The sequence below is a fragment of the Vibrio sp. genome, assembly GCF_984391705.1.
Genome location: NZ_CFHWOM010000014.1, coordinates 53615 through 72802, shown reverse-complemented (window position 1 = coordinate 72802; position 19188 = coordinate 53615). Strand labels below are relative to the sequence as shown.

The 19188-nt window shown below is 44.8% G+C and carries 14 protein-coding genes; 9 read left to right on the top strand and 5 right to left on the bottom strand.

Annotated elements, in window-relative coordinates; translation table 11 throughout:
* Positions 1-565, top strand: a 565-nt coding sequence (locus AC4MRV_RS10625; protein WP_491187317.1) for a VRR-NUC domain-containing protein, incomplete at its 5' end; no start/stop codon positions are given.
* Between the two features lie 6 nt (positions 566-571).
* Here the strand turns inward: AC4MRV_RS10625 and AC4MRV_RS10620 are convergent.
* On the bottom strand, positions 572-1261 hold the full coding sequence (locus tag AC4MRV_RS10620) for a M23 family metallopeptidase (RefSeq protein ID WP_491187316.1): 690 nt from the start codon (positions 1259-1261) through the stop codon (positions 572-574).
* A 207-nt stretch (positions 1262-1468) separates the two neighbouring features.
* On the opposite strand from AC4MRV_RS10620, the gene AC4MRV_RS10615 reads away from it, so the two are divergent.
* Together AC4MRV_RS10615 and AC4MRV_RS10610 are read left to right on the top strand one after the other, a co-directional pair.
* Positions 1469-3826: a fatty acid cis/trans isomerase gene (locus tag AC4MRV_RS10615; protein ID WP_491187320.1), complete on the top strand. Its 2358-nt coding sequence runs from the start codon at positions 1469-1471 to the stop codon at positions 3824-3826.
* Between the two features lie 41 nt (positions 3827-3867).
* Entirely contained in the window at positions 3868-4056 is a 189-nt protein-coding gene (locus tag AC4MRV_RS10610; protein WP_491187315.1) for a hypothetical protein, read from the top strand.
* A 33-nt stretch (positions 4057-4089) separates the two neighbouring features.
* Here the strand turns inward: AC4MRV_RS10610 and AC4MRV_RS10605 are convergent, their stop codons facing one another.
* Genes AC4MRV_RS10605 through AC4MRV_RS10595 form a run of 3 tightly spaced genes read right to left on the bottom strand, consistent with a single transcriptional unit; the run spans position 4090 to position 8916 of the window.
* On the bottom strand, positions 4090-5349 hold the full coding sequence (locus AC4MRV_RS10605; RefSeq protein ID WP_491187314.1) for a sigma-54-dependent transcriptional regulator: 1260 nt from the start codon (positions 5347-5349) through the stop codon (positions 4090-4092).
* Positions 5336-7696 (bottom strand): ATP-binding protein, encoded by a 2361-nt coding sequence (locus tag AC4MRV_RS10600; RefSeq protein WP_491187313.1) that lies wholly within the window; start codon positions 7694-7696, stop codon positions 5336-5338. Before AC4MRV_RS10600 ends, AC4MRV_RS10605 begins: the two co-directional genes overlap by 14 nt.
* Complete coding sequence (locus AC4MRV_RS10595; RefSeq protein WP_491187319.1) at positions 7693-8916, bottom strand: ABC transporter substrate-binding protein; 1224 nt, start codon at positions 8914-8916, stop codon at positions 7693-7695. The genes AC4MRV_RS10600 and AC4MRV_RS10595 overlap by 4 nt, the downstream gene beginning before the upstream one ends.
* Before the next feature lie 363 nt (positions 8917-9279).
* Here AC4MRV_RS10595 and AC4MRV_RS10590 point away from each other — a divergent pair, with 363 nt between their 5' ends.
* The 5 genes from AC4MRV_RS10590 (at position 9280) to AC4MRV_RS10570 (ending at position 17037) form a co-directional block, all read left to right on the top strand.
* The gene (locus tag AC4MRV_RS10590; RefSeq protein ID WP_491187312.1) at positions 9280-10659 is read left to right on the top strand and encodes an MFS transporter; all 1380 of its coding nucleotides are present in this window, start codon (positions 9280-9282) and stop codon (positions 10657-10659) included.
* Positions 10660-10830: 171 nt separating this feature from the next.
* A complete protein-coding gene (pyk, locus tag AC4MRV_RS10585; protein WP_491187311.1) occupies positions 10831-12285 on the top strand; it encodes a pyruvate kinase in 1455 nt (484 codons plus the stop codon).
* Positions 12286-12536: 251 nt separating this feature from the next.
* Positions 12537-14285 (top strand): formate--tetrahydrofolate ligase, encoded by a 1749-nt coding sequence (locus AC4MRV_RS10580; RefSeq protein WP_491187310.1) that lies wholly within the window; start codon positions 12537-12539, stop codon positions 14283-14285.
* A gap of 134 nt (positions 14286-14419) precedes the next feature.
* Positions 14420-16309 carry a DUF294 nucleotidyltransferase-like domain-containing protein gene (locus AC4MRV_RS10575; RefSeq protein WP_491187309.1) on the top strand — a complete coding sequence of 630 codons (1890 nt, stop codon included), beginning with the start codon at positions 14420-14422 and terminating at the stop codon, positions 16307-16309.
* A gap of 8 nt (positions 16310-16317) precedes the next feature.
* Complete coding sequence (locus AC4MRV_RS10570; protein WP_491187308.1) at positions 16318-17037, top strand: 3'-5' exonuclease; 720 nt, start codon at positions 16318-16320, stop codon at positions 17035-17037.
* Between the two features lie 48 nt (positions 17038-17085).
* Here AC4MRV_RS10570 and AC4MRV_RS10565 read toward each other — a convergent pair whose 3' ends face one another.
* Positions 17086-17895, bottom strand: coding sequence for a sulfite exporter TauE/SafE family protein (locus AC4MRV_RS10565; protein WP_491187307.1), 810 nt, complete (start codon positions 17893-17895; stop codon positions 17086-17088).
* A gap of 302 nt (positions 17896-18197) precedes the next feature.
* Between AC4MRV_RS10565 and AC4MRV_RS10560 the strand changes: the two genes are divergently transcribed.
* Positions 18198-19175, top strand: a complete 978-nt coding sequence (locus tag AC4MRV_RS10560; RefSeq protein ID WP_491187306.1) for a DUF1852 domain-containing protein — start codon at positions 18198-18200, stop codon at positions 19173-19175.
* Positions 19176-19188: the final 13 nt, after the last annotated feature.

The window sequence follows — 19188 nt, the reverse complement described above, 5'->3', positions numbered from 1 at the left end:
ACGTGTGGAGCTGGCAACCAAAGCGCATTTCGAAAGTTTAGGTTGGACCGTTTTCTATTCCGAGAATACCCTACTCAACAGCTTGTTAGGATTGACCTTATGGGGTGCGATTTTTGCCCCGATAGAAGGCGCATTCATTAACGCATATCAACATCGACCATTGGATTTGTATCACGCCGATTTTGTCGATAAAAGAAAGCAGCTTATCGACAATGCGCTTGAGCAAGTTCAACAAGGGAATACACAAGCGTTGTTTGGGAAATACAGAGATAAAGTTGGGGTCAGTAATCCCTTCGTTAGTTGGGCGTATGTGAACGAAGAGCTGATATCCCTCGCACTTGAACATATCCCTAATGACCTGTTGGTCGAACTGTTTAACGTGCAGTTAAGCGACCTAAAACTCTATCGAAACGGCATGCCGGATTTGATCGCATTTAAAGATGGGAAGTTTGAATGGATAGAAGTGAAAGGTCCGGGCGATAAACTCCAAGATAACCAATGGCGCTGGATCAAGGAGTTTGATCGTTTAAACGTTCCCTTCTCGGTTTGCTACGTCAATCATTAACCGAACTTAGTTCGTGGCAGGTTGTCCTTGTTGCTTGGTTCTGTAATACAGTTTCGACTGAGAGATCAGCTTATTTGGGTTGACGAACTGATGATAAATAGGGTGTTCGGTCGTATAACCTGTCATCCAATTACTTCGTCCACTATTGGGGTAGTCAGACGGTGACCCCAACCGTATAGAGAAATGTAAGTGCGGTACTATCCCAATACCGTAACCTTCGTCAGTCTCTGCAATGTATCCAATAAGCTGCCCCTTAGTGACTGAGCTCCCCTTCTCAATCAACCACCGCCTCGCCGACACATGGCCATACAAAGAGTAGGCCCCTTTTGGAGTATGTTCTATGATAATCACACCACCATACCCAGGCTCATGATCCGAGAAATAGACGATACCATCAGATATGGCATACACCTCAGTGCCGGGGGCTGCAAAATAATCAACCGCAGAATGATAGAGATTGGGGAACCTCGGAGCTTTGCCGAATTCTGCGAAATTTTGTAGTACGCCCGTTTTCTCCATTGGCCACTGGTAAGGACCACCCGTCGATGCAATGATTTGCTGCAAAATCGGGGCTTGTTTTTGCTCTTGCCGTTCCACCTTTCGCTCTTTCTCGTCGCTCATCAGTTTTGCAATCCATAGGGTCGCAATTAACAAAGCTCCAAACAGATAAGGGAACCATTTTCTACGTTTAATCATTTTTTAGCCAACTGGTTGTTTTTTCTCAGCATAACTAACCAATGCAGGTAAGCAATATAACCATTCTCATATTCTAAAAAGTTAATCTAACATTAATCATACGGCGTGCTTATTAATGAACTGATGTTTATCTCTAAGGGTTTTATTTGATTATGGCTGCGCTTTCTGCTGCAATTTGGCTATTAGAAGAATCGAGTAATTATGATTATGAATTTACGGACATTTTTAATGCTGGCCGTGGTAACACTATTTGCTGGTTGTGCTACCTATGCTGGTCTCAACTTTGACCAGCTGTTTGGTGAAGCAAAAGTCGTTGATCGCCGAGTCGATAGACAAACACCGCAAGGTGAATTTTTCTTAGATGAAGTCAAGCCCATCATCGATAACCGCTGCGTTGTATGCCATGCCTGCTACGATGCACCATGTCAGTTAAAAATGTCCTCAGTAGAAGGAATTGACCGCGGTGCCAGTAAAGAGTTGGTCTATCAAGGTACACGTCTAACTGCTGCAACACCAAGTCGCTTGTTCGAAGATGCTCAAACAACTGAACAGTGGCGCACTATGGGCTTTCACCCAGTACTCAATGAACGGATACAAACACCGACTGCGAACTTAGAAGCGGGCTTAGTGGCGAAGATGCTGATGCAGAAAGAAGCGAATCCACTACCCAACGAAACTCAGCTAACTGGTTTTGATTTTTCAGTCGACCGCAACCAAGTTTGCCCAACCATTGAAGAGTATCAACAATACCAACAAGACTACCCAACCTGGGGAATGCCTTATGGTATGCCCAACTTAGATAGTAAAGAGTATTCAACCTTAATTAACTGGCTCCAAGATGGCGCTATCATGAATACGCCTATCCCGTTAACGAAGGAGCAACAGGCGTTAGTGGATCAGTATGAGGTGATGCTTAACAAAGGATCACGCAAAGTCCAGCTTGCTGCACGTTATATCTACGAGCATTTGTTCCTGTCGCATCTTTATTTTTCTGATCTCAGAGAAGAGCAACCTCGTTTCTTTACGTTAGTTCGCTCAGCTACACCGCCAGGAGAACCTGTTAAACGCATCACTACTCGCCGCCCATACGATGACCCTCAAGTGGAGCGCGTCTACTACCGATTGATTCCTGAGCAAGGCACAATTGTAGATAAAACACACATGCCTTTCGCTCTGAACAAAACCAGAATGCAACATTGGAAAGAGTGGTTTATCGATGCCGATTACAACGTCCCACAACTGCCTGGGTATGAGCCTCAGGTTGCCGCTAACCCAATGACGGCATTTATCGATCTACCGGTAAAAGCTCGATTCAAATTCATGCTCGATAATGCGCAAAACACTATTAATGCTTTCATTAAAGGTCCTGTGTGCCGAGGCCAATTGGCGTTAAACGTTATCAATGATCGCTTCTGGGTGTTTTTCCTAGATCCGGACAAGTCAGACATTCCGGAAGTTAACGAATTCTATCGCTCTCAAGCAGACAACCTTAAGTTACCAGGAGAGCTTGAAAGTAATACTTTACCGATCACTAACTGGGTCTCTTACTCACGCCAACAAGCCCGCTATTTAGAAGCAAAATCTGCGTTTATCAATGATTGGTTTAAAGATGGCCAACACCTAACTACGGATGTGATCTGGACAGGTAACGGCACAAACGCGAATGCTGCGCTTACGGTTTTCCGTCATTTTGATAGTGCCTCCGTCGTCCAAGGTCTGGTTGGGACACCACCTAAAACAGCATGGGTGTTAGATTATGCTTTGATAGAGCGCATCCATTACCTTCTAGTTGCCGGTTTTGATGTTTACGGTAACTTCGGCCACCAGCTGATGACTCGAATGTTCATGGACTTCTTGCGCTTAGAAGGAGAAAGTAATTTCGTTGCTCTCCTTCCAAGGGAAATTCGCCATCAAGAACAGTCGAGCTGGTATCAAGACCAAAGCCCTCAATTGAGTAACTTCTTACAACGAAATGTCGCGCCCTTCGATCAGCCGACTCAAGTCGCCTTCCAAACGGATAATCCTAAGGCAGAGCTGTATGATATTTTGAAGACTCAGCTCGCACCGGTATTAGACAACCGATACCAAATTGAACAAACCGGGTTCAGTAGCAAGCATGAGCAATTGCTGCGAAGCGTGAGCTTTATTAAAGGGGAAGGTTTGGTTTATTTGCCGCAAATAACGATGCTGATGATTCAATCTGAACAAGGCGTTGATCAGCTGTTTACCTTGCTACATGATAACGCCCATACCAACATATCCAGCCTTTTTGACGAAGAAAGTAATCGTGATCCGGCCAACGATGGCTTGACTCTTGTTCGAGGAGTGATCGGTAGCTACCCAGCGGCGTATCTATCTCTTAAAGAGTCTGACATCCCACTTCTGGTTGATTCACTAAAAAATATTCAAAGTGAGGAAGACTACGTTAAGTTATTGGATCGATTTGCCGTTCGCCGTAGCTCAAGTGGCTTCTGGCCATTTAGTGACCGCGTTCATCGTTGGTATCAGCAAAATCAGCCGATCGAATTTGGATTGCTAGACTATAATCGTTTTGAAAATAGGTAAAACCATCTAACAAGCAGTGTCACTGCTAATGGGAGGTTAATATGGGAATTCAAGATAGCATTAAAGTTCTGGAGCAACAGATCTATGTCGCATGCTCTGAAGGCGATTACGACACAGTCAAAATGCTTGAACATCAATTGGACAGTTTACGTAACAAAGCAGAGCATCCTTTTGATGAAGACCCGTACGCTCCAGAGGGAAAGTTTTTCCCGGACGATGACTGGTACTAATTCAAACACCCCACAATTTTGTGGGGTGTTTTATTAACGGCTCTTGAAGGAATCTTTATCAATACCGTGCTTCTTCATTCTTAAGTAGAGTTTCTTGCGTGGTACTTGCAAATAATCCGCCGCATCACTGACTCGCCCTGAATGCAAAAACAACGCATCTTCAATCACCCCTTTCTCAAAGTCGTCGACTAAATCATCAAGAGGTAACAAGGTTTCAGCTTGGGTATAGAGCTTCTCCTTCCCCGTCAACTTTACAATGCCAACAGCGTATAACTCAGCAACATTACGCAACTCACGAACATTGCCAGGCCAAGAGTGCCCTCTCAATATCGACAGATAATTCGACTCCACTTTCGGTACTAATTTACCTAGTGTCTTACAACTCTGCTTGAGAAAGTGGTGGAACAATACGGCAACGTCGTCAGGACGATGACGCAATGCCGGCATTTCGATCACCCCTTGGTTTAGCACATAATATAGCTCAGGGATCAAAGCTTGATTCGCAATGAGCATTTCTGGCTCACTACCCAAAATTCCAATTAAGCGTATCGGCTTGCCTTCCCGCTCATTCACGATCAACTTTTGCGCCAATAGGCGTTGGCATGATTCTGAAAGCCGCTCTGCGCTGTCTACAATCAGTGTTCCAGAATCTAGTTTTACCAGCATTTGGTTCAGCGAACTTTCCGTCAGCTCTGGCTCACCCTGTATCACATCGCATGTTTCCTCTGCTGCCGACATAGTGTGAAGCAAATTAGCGGCGAGGTGGCGACCTGTTCCTGACTCTCCCCAAATCACGACATGATTTTTTAATAACGCATATTGTGAAATCAAATGGCGAATCTGTTCCAGTTGCGCAGAGCTGCCTACCAATGACTTATCTATAGTCGCAACCATTTGTTGTTTTTGTTCCACAAAGGCACGCCTTAAATCCAAATGTCCTTTGACCATTTCAAGCAAGGCAGCAGGGTTAATCGGTTTCTCAATAAACTCGCATGCGCCTTTTTTAACGGCATCGACCGCCATTGGGATGTCACCATGTCCTGTAATCACAATGACAGGTATGCGCTCATCAATCTGTTTTATTTTCTCTAACAGCTCCAAACCATGAATTTGAGGCATGTACATGTCCAACAGTACAACACCAGGCCAATCTGGTAATAAATATTGAGTCGCCAGCGTAGGATCAAGAAGCGCTTTTGCAGTGAGCCCTGCAATATCCATCAGATGCTTATATGAGTCCAACACGTCCTGGTCATCATCCACCAATAGGACAGAGTAATTAAGATTTTGCATGTGGCAATTCCAAAATAACGAGCGCACCTTTGTCTAAACTGGACGCTAAATAAATACGACCTGAATACTTTTCCATTAGGGATTGGCTAATATTCATTCCTAGCCCTAAGCCCACTTCTTTGGTCGTTGTAAATGGTGTAAACAGCTGGTCGATAATGTTTTGATTGAATCCACTTCCACTGTCGAAGAGACCAATTGCGTGGTGTGTCCGAGTGTCATACACAAAGTCTAGAGTGATCTTACGTCGCTCTCCATTATGCTCAGCTATCGCATCACAACTATTAACAAAGAGGTTGATAAGCACCTGCTCTATAGCCAGAGCATTACTATGAACAACGAGTTCATCATCAAGACGATTGTCGATTTCCACCAGTTGCCGCTTGGCTTTAGGGTGCACTATAGTCATCGCTTGTTCTGCGATCTCTCTGATCTTCAGTGGCGAGGCCGCTTGCTCACCATCCGACTTTTTAGCAAAGCTGCGCAGACTAGAAATGATTTTCCCCATTCTCATTGCGAGCCCTTCAATATGCTCAATAGAATGATTAACTGATTTGATATCCCCCGACTCAGAGGAAAGTTTCGCACTGTATAAATACGTCGACATTGCATTCAATGGTTGATTAAGTTCATGGGCCATGCTGGTCATGGTTTGACCGACCACCGCCATTTTCGCCGCTTGTATTAACTCACCTTGTGTCTGTTTCAAATGTTGCTCGGTGCGCTCTCGCTCGACAATCTCTTCTGATAGTCGACTGTTCTTTTCTATCAAATCCGATGTTTTTTCTGCCACTCTTTGTTCTAATTCTCGAGTGTTAAGTTCCTGCTGAGTTATATCCGTAATAGTCACTATCACCTTGTTAAGCTGACCATGGGAAAATAAATGGAAATCAAAGTGCAAGTAACATGTATGCGATTCGGAAACACATAGGGTTATCTCATCGTGCCCTTGCGTGAATAACACTCCTCCTCGTTGGAAGACTGTCGCAAGTACTCGTTGACTGTTATTTTCGAAAGAGTCCCAAATCAGCTTCCTTTCCACATCACCTTGCACTGCGAGCAATCGTCGTGCGCTGAGGTTTGCGGACTCTACATACCCCGCTAAATCGCAAGTCAACAAGCTCGCTGACGTATTGTTAATCAAACTCACCGCATTGGTTCGCTGTATCTCTTTAACACTCTCACCATATTCAATCAGTTTTTCACTTAGACGACCGATCTCGTCCGCACCGTCAACTCGGATAGGATGGCTAAGGTCGCCCTTAGTTATCGCATCGATACTTGAACTCAATGCTGTTAAACGCGCCACAATGCGACGATTGATAAAGTAGTAGGTGAGAAACAGAGACATCAGGATCGACACACTAAAGCAGACGATTAATACATGGTTTCCATATGAGACCAAGCTGGCGGTTTGAGCTTTGACATCAACAAAGCTCTCATCCGCCACTTTGACGACCATACCAATCTGCTGATGGATATCGTCCAGCTGTCGGTCAATGTTTACTTTTAGGACATCTATGCGCTGATTGACCGCAACATAGTCCAGTAGTTGGTGATAAAACCCACCTTCAGGTGAAAGCAATGTGGTTAATTCTTGAAGGAGCTGTTGGTAAGCGATAGATGAAGGCAGGACGAGAACAGGCTCACTACTGTCGACTAGCTCATCCAACTTATATTGAATTACTTTAGCGGCATTATGCACTTGGCCAAGTTGCTGGGCTTGAATCACTTCGCTCGTCATCGCAAACACGTTTGACTCTAAATCAAGTAAATGCTGAATCGCACTAAGTAGATCTAAAGATGTGTTTCTCTCTTCGTCACTTTCATCTCGTTTGATTAACCAATGTAGCTCTTGACGAATCGGCGTTAGCTCAGAACGAATATCTTGGTGAAGCCAGTTAATCTGCTCCTCCAATTTATTCACTCGGCGGCTTTGTTCCACCCTTTGCAGCACAAGTGCACTGTATTGCTTTAAGGTTTCCCCAAGCAGAAGATAACGTTCAGACAATGTGAGCGAGTCATCATTTGATAACACTCCAGAGTCATTGCGATGTAACGCCACGTTTATCGCCTCGAGCTGCTCAGATATCTCAGCTATCTGCTGGTTAAGCTCAACCTTATTATTTAAGCGAGGAAGCAACTGGACACGGTAGCGAATTTCACTGCTTCGGCTTTCTAGCAGGTAGCTTGTATTGTACTTGGGTACACTGTTTTCAAGGAGTTCACTTACTTGACCATCGAGTTGGTTCCAAGTTAACCAAGCTACAGTGCTCACCACCGTGAGTAGTACGGTAGAGCCAGTAAAGGCGAGCACGAGTTTCGCACCAATGGTATTCCACTTATTCATAACGCTAACTCAACTTGAAGCGCTTGTAGCTTGTTCGCTACTGACTCTAAATTTGACTCAATTTTTAATCCTAAACGGTAGCTAAATTCCGCCAACATCGCTTGCTCTAGCCCACTAGCCAATGCTTCGGATTGTGTCTCCTTGTCAATGGTAGCGCCAAGTTGCATTACCTCCTGTTCAGTCACAGGCAAAGTGAATAGCTGACTTTTCAACGCTTGTATTTGTGACGTTTTTACAAGGTCGCCTTGCTGTGCGACCTCTGCCAACGAAAGGCTATGCCATATATCTTGCAGCTCAGGCAAACGCTTGGTAATCGCTTCGTCAAAAATGATATTGACCAGCGTTTCTCTCTTCATTAATTTTTCCAAACTGAGAGAAGGATTATCTTCACTATAAAGTGAGTTGTCCTTGATAGAGTGCTTAGCGAAGTTGGTATTGACCATGCTTTCTTGCACCTCTTGAGATAACAAAAGCTGGATAAAGCGTTCGGTAGCTCTATTGTCACCCGGTTTTTTTAACACACCAATGTAAGTAGGCATAAGAGTAAAATCAGAGTCATAGCCAAAGCCAACATGCTGAAATTGTTGGGGCAAAACCAAAGCATAACTGTCTATGGTCGGGCCGATACCGAACTGACCTTTAGCGACATAATCCGCGACACCAAAGCTACGTGAAGAAATCGTACCTAAATTTGCCCCGACATTGAGAATAATCGCCCAGCCATTCTTCCATCCATGCTTGGCAAGAATGCTCTCAATCATCATCTGCGTGGTTCCCGAACGACTCGGGGTACTCATCGTGATATGACCAAAGTACTCAAATGCGGTTAGATCTATGAACTGGTTAGGCTTCGCTAGGTCATTGGCTTTCAAATAATCGTTATTCCACACCAGCCCTGCACCCGAGTACCCAACACTGACCACTTTATTGCGTTTAGGTAAAACAAATGGAACCAGCCAGTCAGGCATTTCATTGCTGTACGATACCTTGGCTAACTGGTTGCGCTTGTAGAGTTCTTCCATAAGAAAAGGGGATGAGCTAAGAACGACATCAACATCTTGAATATAGCTCTTGTTTAAAAGCTGGATTGCTGATTGCGTTCTGCGGTGGATCAGCTTTATATCCACCTTTGGATTTTGTTGTTTGTATTCAAACATCAACTCTGCAATTGGCTCACTAGAAAATGTAGTCAAAATCACCAGTTGCTCTTGGCTTGCCATTGCATATGAGCTTACACCTAGTAACGCCGCTAAAACAGTGCTCACTAGGCCATTTAGTACCCATATTAATCTCACTTCACAAAATCCCTTATATTTGTGCGCCAATTCAAAAAGTCGCAAATAGCCCATTAAATTCTTGTTTTATCCATTGGGTCATTGCTGACGCATATCGATAACTCTCTATGCATAATTCTATCAATTTCATCTCTATCAGTATGGGTAAAAGTGCCACTTTTAACCCACGCCATTCTTTAATTTGAGTCAGTTTTGTCTCAAAAGCGCCTTTTTGAGGCTAAACCACTCTTTTTGCATGATGCTCCCGACAACTCATTTACCGTCACACATTCACGGAGTGAAACATTTATGTTTAATTTCTTTAAAACACGTCCGGACTTACCTTTGTCCGATGGCTCAAAAGAAGCCATGCAATCCCGCTTTAAGCGCTACCAATGGCAAGTCTTCCTAGGCTTAGTATTTGGTTACGCGGTTTTCTACGTTGTTCGTATGAGTTTAGGTGTCGTTAAAAAGCCTATGCTGGATGCCGGCATCGTTACCATTGAAGAGTTGGGTATTATGGGCTCGGCGTTCTTCTTTACATACGCAATAGGTAAATTCTCGAACGGCTTCCTCTCTGACTACGCCAACATCGGCCGCTTTATGTCGTTTTCACTGCTCTTATCAGGCGCTACCGCCATTGTTATGGGCTTAAACACTGCTGGCTTTTTCTTTGTTCTACTTTGGGGCTTGAATGGTTGGTTCCAATCAGTTGGCTCAGCCCCTTCTTGTGTATCTTTATTCCAGTGGTTCTCACCTAAACAACGTGGCTCTCGTTACTCTGTATGGGGTGGTTCACGTAACATCGGTGAAGGTATTACTTGGATCCTAACTGCGACACTTGTGAGCTACCTAGGCTGGCGCGCAGGGTTCATCGGAGCTGGTATTGCAGCTATCGCAGCAGCACTATGTATGTTCTTCGCTCTTAAAGACCGTCCACAAACATACGGTTTACCAGATGCTGCTACCGCATTTGATGAAGAACCAGAAATCAAAAAGCAGAACGATCCTAAAGAGACTCGTCGCGCACAAATGTTTGTTCTCAAACAACCTGTAGTATGGCTAATTGCCGCAGCGTGTGCAGCCATGTACGTATCTCGTTATGCGATGTCTTCATGGGCTGTTCTCTACCTACAAGAAGCAAAAGGCTACTCTCTTATCGACGCTGGTTTTGCAATGTCTACGTATCCTATCGCGGGTCTAGCAGGTGCAATTCTGTCGGGTATCGTTTCTGACAAACTGTTCAATGCAAACCGTCATATCCCTACTCTACTTTACGGATTGGCGAATATTGCAGGTATGTGTTTGATGTTCTTTGGTCCAGATAACCGCATCATCGATGCCGTAGCGCTTGGGCTAATTGGTTTTGCAATCGGCGGTCTGGTTGTATTCCTAGCGGGTCTAACTGCATGTGACCTAATGCCTAAGAACGCTGTTGGCGCAGTAAAAGGCTTCATTGGCTTGTTCTCTTACATGGCGGCATCGGCTCAAGAAGTTGTATCAGCATCGCTTATCACGATTACTGAAGTAGATGGTGTTAAAAACTATGACTTCTCACAAGCTCAATACTTCTGGCTAGCAGCAGGTGTGGTTTCTCTCCTTCTTGCACTGACTGTTTGGAATGCGAAGAAAGTTGTAGACATCGACGAAGCGCAACAACCAGAGCTAAAAGCAAACCCAGCTAACTAACGACATATTGGGGAGCATGCTCCCCTTTGGCTGGCGGTCAATGTTCGAATGAAGAGACGCGCAAATCAGGCTCATATCGATAGCGCACTCCTTTCCCTGTCAAACGAATGCAGGCCACCAGCCTCCCCCTTTTTAGTTCCTCATTTTAATTATGTTGTTAAAGGTAAGGTTATGAATAAAACAAAAATTGTCGCAACATTAGGCCCTGCTAGTCAAAGTGCTCCTGTTTTAGAAGAAATGATTCAAGCCGGCGTTAATGTGGTTAGGCTCAACTTTTCTCATGGTAATCCTGCAGACCATATTGCTACAGCAGCCAATGTACGAAAAGCCGCTCGTAAGCTCGGTAAACATGTCGGTATTCTTGTTGATTTGCAGGGCCCTAAGATTCGTATTGCGGGCTTTAAAAATGATTCCGTCCACCTAGAGCAAGGCAAGACATTCATTCTAGATAGTGCGCTGGACTCTCAATCTGGCGACGAGCAACGTGTAGGCCTAGACTACCCGCAATTGGTCAAAGACTTGTCTGTGGGTAACGTACTGCTGCTCGATGACGGCCGCATTCAACTTGAGGTCACGCATGTTGATGAATCCGGGGCCTATGCCGAAACAAAAGTTCTCAACAGCGGAAAGTTATCTAACCGCAAAGGCATTAACCTATTAGGTGGTGGTTTATCCGCGCCAGCACTAACAGAAAAAGATAAACAAGATATCCATACAGCCTCCATCATTGAAGCAGATTTTCTCGCGGTTTCGTTTCCACGTAATGCAGACGATCTCAACTACGCCCGCGATATTGCTCGCCAAGCAGGCTGTAATGCACAAATCATTGCCAAAGTTGAGCGTGCTGAGATCGTTGCCGACCAAAATGCAATGGATGAAGTCATCCTTGCGTCTGACATTATTATGGTTGCGCGTGGTGATCTAGGTGTTGAAATTGGTGATGCTCGACTACCGAGTGTGCAAAAAGCCCTTATCAACCGCGCAAAGCACTTTGGTAAACCAGTCATTACCGCGACCCAGATGATGGAGTCCATGATAGAAAATCCATTGCCGACACGCGCTGAAGTTATGGATGTTGCCAACGCAGTTATTGATGGCACCGATGCCGTCATGCTATCGGCAGAATCAGCAACAGGCGCCTACCCTGTTGAAGCGGTTAAAGCGATGGCTCGTATCGCTCATGGGGTAGAACAAGAAACAGAATGCTCTGGCGAATGCTGGGAGAGTGTTCAACAGTTGTGCAGCAATAGCAGTAAAAGCTTTGCTATCTCTTCAGTCTTGTTTGCTGCAAAAGCCCAACAAAACCTGGGCGTCGCCGTTTTTACTGATAGTGGTGAAACGCCACTGCTTATGTCTCGCTGCCACAGTCGAGCTCTGATATGGGCCTTAAGCAGCGATGAGAAACTGTTAGCTCGCTTATCAATTTTACGTGGCGTTGAACCAATATATGCGTCACTGAACGAGGAAAAGATCACCGAGGAAGTATTGGCACGGTTAGAGCAAGCAATCCATGAAAACAACATTCAATCTCTGTTGATTTCTCGTTTTGAGTCCGTTGAAAAAGCAGGAGATATCAATATCAGCCGACTGATTACCATCCAAAACAAAGCGCCGATTGCCGCATAGTTTTTGTGTTTCTCCATAGACGTTAGTCACCCTCCCCCAATCCTTGCTCCACAGGGAAACTTAGGGATTTGGCCTACCCTTGCGGTAGGTCCTTTTTTTCTCCGAAACCGTAAACGACACATTTATTCTTGGTACGATTTCAGTTAAAGTCCCCATCGAACTAGAACTATCGCTTTACAACGTACATTTTAACGTTATCATCCTTTCGCAAACGTTTGCCTTACTATTTGTGTGTCTTTTTAGAGGGTTTTATGCTGTCCGATATCGAGATTTGTCGCAAGACATCACTGCTGCCTATATTAGAGGTTGCCCAACGCGCTGGTCTATTAGAATCAGATTTTCACAGCCAAGGAAAATATAAGGCTAAAGTTACACTAGATAGCCTCAAGCGCCTTTCGCAATGTGATACCGGCAAGTTAGTACTCGTAACTGCAATTACTCCGACACCTCTTGGTGAAGGGAAAACCGTCACGACCATTGGCTTAGCCCAAGGTATCGCGAAGCTTAATCGTTCAGTGACAGCCTGTATTCGCCAGCCCTCAATGGGGCCAGTATTTGGCGTAAAAGGTGGTGCTGCAGGTGGCGGTTATTCTCAAGTTGCCCCAATGGAAGAGCTTAACCTGCATCTGACCGGTGATATTCACGCCGTTACTGCTGCCCATAATCTCGCAGCAGCAGCCATCGACGCGCGGATTTATCACGAGCAGCGAAACGGCTACGAAGATTTTGAATCTCGTAGCGGTTTAAAAGCCTTACGCATAGACGCTCAGCGCGTTGTTTGGAAACGAGTTATGGATCATAACGACCGAGCTTTACGTATGGTGACGGTGGGTAGAAATGAAGCTGGCAAAAGCATTAACGGCTATGAACGTGAGGATGGATTTGACATTTCTGCCGCGTCCGAGCTGATGGCAGTTCTCGCGTTAGCCACCGATTTAAAAGACCTTCGCGCTCGAATTGGTCGTATTGTTGTGGCATACAACCTAGACGGAGAACCTGTTACAACAGAAGATCTGCAAGTTGCTGGTGCCATGGCTGTGAGCATGAAAGAAGCCATTGAGCCTACCTTAATGCAAACACTCGAAGGTGTACCAACACTGATTCATGCCGGCCCATTTGCCAACATTGCGCATGGAAACTCATCAATTATTGCAGACAATATTGCGACCAAACTCGGTGAGTTTACCGTGACTGAAGGTGGCTTTGGCTCTGATATGGGATTTGAGAAAGCGTGTAATATAAAGGCTCAAGTATCAGGCAAAGCGCCGGACTGCGCGGTTATCGTGGCTACGTTAAGAGGCCTCAAAGCCAATTCAGGAGTTTACGATCTTAAACCAGGTCAGCCTATTCCTGACTCTCTATTTGAAGACGACGAGCAAGCGCTTATCGCTGGGTTTGAAAACTTAAAATGGCATATCAATAACGTCAACAAATATGGGGTGCCGGCTGTTGTCGCGATTAACCGCTTCCCTCAAGATAGCCAAGCAGAGTTGGAACAGCTAAAAGCGATGGTCGAAGGCTTGCCTAACGATGTTGAAGTCGCCATCAGCGAAGGTTTTGCTAAAGGTGGTGAGGGTACGTTAGAGTTGGCGCGAAAAGTCATTCACCAAAGTAGCCAAGCACACCAATTTAAGCCTTTGTATCAACTAAACCAAACAACGGAAGAAAAACTGATGGCGGTGGCTGAATCCGGTTATGGCGCAGCAAGCATCAGCCTAAGTGATACTGCAAAACAACAACTTGCCCAGTTCAAAAAACATGGCTTTGACAATTTGGCAGTTTGTCTTGCTAAGACACCACTTTCAATTTCAACCGATGGTTCAGTAAAAGGTGCTCCCTCCCATTTTGATGTCCCTGTACGGGAGTTAAAGCTCTGTGCCGGCGCAGGCTTCATCTATGCACTATGCGGCAACGTGATGACCATGCCGGGCCTACCAGACAAACCCGCCTTCATGAACTTAGATCTTGATGTGGATGGCAACATCATTGGCTTGAGCTAATCCACAACCCAAAAATAAAGGCTTAGGAAAAATCCTAAGCCTTTATTTTTTAAGCTCCAAAGCGCAGAATCCACCAATTCTTCTTTTAGATCATGTACCATTGAAAGATAACTCAGCGAAAACTGGAATCCTTCATGGAAGCAGAACTACTGGAAATCAAAAACTTCCTCGCCCAGCATCCTCCCTTTGATGAGCTTGAAGACGATGTACTTAACTTCGTCACTAAGCATGTCGAAATCTCATACTTCCGTGAAGACACGCCAGTGATTCACTTTGGGGATGAAATTCACGATCTCTACATGGTTAGAAGCGGCGTGGTCGAAGTCTATCGACGTAAAGGTGAACTATACAACCGCTTGGATGAAGGGGCACTGTTTGGTCAAATGGGGCTACTGACCAACAACAAGGTTCGTTTTCCCGCAAAAGCCATTAAGGATTCCCTGCTCTACTGTATTCCTGAAGCTGTGTTTCAAGAGCTGTATGAAAAGCATGAAGCGTTTGCTGACTTTGTCGAAGTCGCCGATAATGCTCGCCTGCGTCAAGCCGTTTCGAGCAATAACGAGCAAAACGATCTGACCACTTCCAAAGTGCGCACCCTATTAACCAGTGATGCCCCCTTCGTTGTTAAGAGTGAAACGATCCAAAATGCAGCCATCAAAATGGCTGAAGAAAATGTCTCATCTTTGCTAATTATCGATCCAGATGTGCTTGAAGATGACGAAGATGACCACAACCCTCTTGTCGGCATCATTACTGACCGAGACCTCTGTACACGAGTGCTTGCGCAAGGCCTAGATCCAAGTGATGAGGTGTCTACCGTAATGACGACAGAGGTCATCTCACTCGATCACAATGCTTATGTTTACGAAGCCATGCTCACCATGCTTCGCTACAACGTTCATCACCTTCCGGTTTTAAAAGACAAAAAACCGATTGGTATTATTGAAGCAACCGACATCGTTCGCTACGAGTCTCAAAATTCGCTGTTGCTAGTAAGCAGCATCTTCCAGCAACAATCTATTGATGAGCTTGCCTCTTTGTCTGAGCAAGTAAAAGATAGCTTTGTCCGTTTGGTTAACGAAGACGCTAACTCTCATATGGTTGGCAGTGCCATGTCAGTGATTGGTCGGAGCTTCAAACAGCGTATTATCGAGTTAGCTGAAGAAGAGCTTGGCGAACCTCCCGTTCCTTATTGTTTTGTTGCCTTAGGCTCAATGGGGCGTGACGAACAGTTGCTCGTTACTGACCAAGACAACGCTATTATCCTCGATAACACCTTTATTAAAGATGAGCACGACGCCTACTTTGCTGAGCTTGCTAAACGCGTGTGTGACGGCCTTGATAAGTGCGGTTACACTTATTGCACGGGTGACATCATGGCCACCAACCCTGATTGGCGCATGACACGTACGGAGTGGGAAGAATGTTTTGCTGACTGGATTGATGATCCCAACCCTAAAGCGCTGCTTAATGCGTCGATTTTCTTTGACTTAGACGGCGTTTATGGTCGATTAAAGTGGGCAGAGCAACTCAATGGTTTCATTGTCCGCCGCGCTCGTAAGAACAATCGATTCTTAGCTTGTTTGGCGCGTAATGCCATGAACCGAACGCCACCACTCGGGTTCTTTAAAGATTTTGTGATGGAGAAAGATGGTCAACATAAAAACTCCATCAACCTTAAACGTCGAGGCACCGCTCCACTGGCCGATTTGATTCGTGTTCACGCCCTTGCTGTCGGCTCCCGTTCAAAGAACTCATTTGAACGTTTAGATGATATTCACGAAGCCGGTATTTTACCAAAAGGCAAAGCACGTGATCTTAGTGACGCACTAGAGTTTATATCGATGGTACGCATTCGCCATCAGGCATTCGATGTTGAGAATCAAATTGATCCCGATAACAATATCGAGCCTGAAAACCTGTCTGACTTTGAGCGTCGAAACCTGAAAGATGCATTCCAGATCCTGAGTAACGCGCAGAATTTTCTCAAGTTCCGCTATCAAGCCAGCAACAACTTTAAGTAGGGTGTCTGATGTTCAATAAACTCGTCTCTCCACCCAGTATCGACTGGCCAAGCAAATTTAAGCGTAAGCTCGAATGTGCGCAGAATACCGATTTAAAAGCTTTCTACCAACAAGGTGTTGTCGCACCCGACACTCCGCTGGACGAGGTTATCTTTCTCGCGATGGACTTTGAGACTACGGGTCTAGACTCCGAGCAAGATGACATCATCACAATTGGTACCGTCCCTTTCACACTTAACCGAATTTTGATCAACCAAGCAAAACACTGGACTGTGCGTCCACGTAAACAGCTAGAAGAAGACTCGGTAATCATCCACGGAATTACCCACTCAGATGTCTTGGATGCTCCGGATTTAAGTGACGTGTTTCCCGATATTTTGTCAGAAATGAGCGGTAAAATAATGGTGGTTCACTATAAGCGTATCGAGCGAGAGTTTTTTAATCGCGCACTTCTGACCCGTATAAATGAAGGGATTGAGTTTCCGGTTGTCGATACCATGCACATTGAAACCCAGCTCCAGCAAAAAGCAAAAGGCGGTATATTCAATAAACTCCGAGGTCGTAAACCGGCATCAGTTCGGTTAGGAGCAAGCCGCACACGCTATGGACTACCACAATACACGCCCCACCACGCACTAACAGATGCGGTCGCAACTGCAGAGTTGCTACAAGCTCAAATCGCTTACCATTACGAACCTAAAACGCCGATTAACCAAATCTGGTTATAGCATTCTAGAGCCAAGCAGTGAAAGCATGCTTGGCTCTAGAACCCTCAATTAGTTCACAGCCATATTGGTTGCCATGGCAAGCAGCAGTGCGGCAAAGATTTTTTTAATGATAGGCACAGGCAAGGTTTGGGTTGCTTTCGCTCCAAGGGGCGCGGTAAACCAAGATGTACTTACAATACCTATCAGCGCTGGCAGATACACGAAACCCGCAAAACCATCCACCAAGGCAAACTGACTGCTACCTGATGTTATGTAACCAATTGAACCACTTAATGCGATAACAATACCACACGCTGATGCGCAACCAATCGCTTTTTTCATATCAACGGAGAAAAACGTCAGCAATGGCACCAACAACGCTCCTCCGCCAATGCCAATCATCGCTGATAAACCACCGGTAATAGTGGTGAGTATCGTAAGCAATACTTTACTTGGCATGGGGCGCTCTACTTGCGTATCTCCTTTGCCACTAAAGATCATCTTCAATGCTATCAAAACAACACTAACGGCAAACACAATGCGTACTACCTGCTCAGGTAACAGTGCTGCCATAAATCCACTCACTAACGCACCAAGAGCAACACCTGCCATTATCCAAGGAGTGATCTGCCAAGGTACATTGCCATTTTTATGATGAGCTAAGGCTGATGAGGTCGATGTAAACAAGATAGATGCCAGCGACGTTGCAATGGCACAAATAACGACTTGCTCGCTTGGAAGAACATCAAAGTGAAGTAAGATTAGACTGAGAATCGGAACAATGACTAGACCTCCGCCAATACCGAGTAATCCAGCCAAAAACCCAACACCACTGCCCAATAGTGCACAATATAAAAATAACAACACCAAGTCCGCCACTCACTTTATCCTTAATTCATTTATCCATTTGCGGAATATTTCGATTCCCGCTTGTAGCACATCAATATATCTTTTCATTAATCATATGAAACATGAATTTTTCTCATATTGAATGTGAAGGATTTCCGCTGTTATTAACTCGGCAAACAACGGTATAAATCAATCATTGCTCTATAAACCCTCACTCGCTCAACGAGTTATTGACTAGACCGAGGGTGGCAACTGAGAAAACAACAATCAGACATCTCAGGGCGAGCACTTCGTTTTTCAGCTTTCATCTCAGGAAATAGGACTACACCGCCATGAGTACAGAATTCAACTTTACAATCAAAAGCATCAGCCTTGATGAAAATTACCAGCCGGCCGATAGTACACGTATTACAACAAACTTTGCTAATTTGGCACGAGGTGAGAGCCGCCAAGCGAATCTGCACAATGCATTAAAGATGATCGACAATCGATTTAACGCCTTGGCGAATTGGGACAACCCTAATGGCGACCGCTATTCTGTTGAACTAGAGATCGTATCTGTCGATATGGATATCGTTGAAGGCAATGAAAGCTTCCCTTCTATAGAAGTATTAAAAACCTACGTAATCGATCATAAAACCAATGAGCGCATCGAAGGCATCGTAGGCAACAATTTCTCATCATACGTCCGTGATTACGATTTCAGCGTTCGATTATTAGACCATAATAAAGACCAACCAAAGTTCACTGTCCCAGATGACTTTGGTGACCTGCACGGCAAACTATTTAAATATTTCGTCGAGTCTAAAACATACGGGCAGCACTTTAAAAAACTGCCTGTCATTTGTCTAAGCGTGTCAGACAATAAAACCTACTTCCGAACTGAAAACCAGCACCCAATATTAGGTTATGAATACCAACCGAATGAGTCTTCTTTAACGGAACAATATTTCCAAAAAATGGGGCTACAAGTACGCTATTTCATGCCGCCAAATAGCGTTGCCCCATTTGCGTTCTATTTTTTCGGTGATTTGCTCAATGATTACACCAACCTAGAGCTAATTAGTACCATTAGCACCATGGAAACATTCCAAAAAATCTATCGACCAGAAATTTATAACGCAAACGCCGTCGCGGGCAAATGCTATAAACCGAATTTAAAAAACTCTGATCACTCTCTTACTCAAATTGTTTATGACCGAGTTGAACGCAGCCAATTAGCCATCAAACAAGGTAAATTCGCTGAAGAAAACTTTATTAAACCATACCAATCCATACTAGAGAATTGGTCCGCAACATACGCTGTATAAGGTGGCATTGATT

Bases quoted from the DNA above. Each gene is read 5' to 3' on its own strand.
- AC4MRV_RS10620 (WP_491187316.1), bottom strand. From the start codon at position 1,261: ATGATTAAACGTAGAAAATGGTTCCCTTATCTGTTTGGAGCTTTGTTA.
- AC4MRV_RS10615 (WP_491187320.1), top strand. From the start codon at position 1,469: ATGAATTTACGGACATTTTTAATGCTGGCCGTGGTAACACTATTTGCT.
- AC4MRV_RS10610 (WP_491187315.1), top strand. From the start codon at position 3,868: ATGGGAATTCAAGATAGCATTAAAGTTCTGGAGCAACAGATCTATGTC.
- AC4MRV_RS10605 (WP_491187314.1), bottom strand. From the start codon at position 5,349: ATGCAAAATCTTAATTACTCTGTCCTATTGGTGGATGATGACCAGGAC.
- AC4MRV_RS10600 (WP_491187313.1), bottom strand. From the start codon at position 7,696: ATGAATAAGTGGAATACCATTGGTGCGAAACTCGTGCTCGCCTTTACT.
- AC4MRV_RS10595 (WP_491187319.1), bottom strand. From the start codon at position 8,916: ATGGCAAGCCAAGAGCAACTGGTGATTTTGACTACATTTTCTAGTGAG.
- AC4MRV_RS10590 (WP_491187312.1), top strand. From the start codon at position 9,280: ATGTTTAATTTCTTTAAAACACGTCCGGACTTACCTTTGTCCGATGGC.
- pyk (WP_491187311.1), top strand. From the start codon at position 10,831: ATGAATAAAACAAAAATTGTCGCAACATTAGGCCCTGCTAGTCAAAGT.
- AC4MRV_RS10580 (WP_491187310.1), top strand. From the start codon at position 12,537: ATGCTGTCCGATATCGAGATTTGTCGCAAGACATCACTGCTGCCTATA.
- AC4MRV_RS10575 (WP_491187309.1), top strand. From the start codon at position 14,420: ATGGAAGCAGAACTACTGGAAATCAAAAACTTCCTCGCCCAGCATCCT.
- AC4MRV_RS10570 (WP_491187308.1), top strand. From the start codon at position 16,318: ATGTTCAATAAACTCGTCTCTCCACCCAGTATCGACTGGCCAAGCAAA.
- AC4MRV_RS10560 (WP_491187306.1), top strand. From the start codon at position 18,198: ATGAGTACAGAATTCAACTTTACAATCAAAAGCATCAGCCTTGATGAA.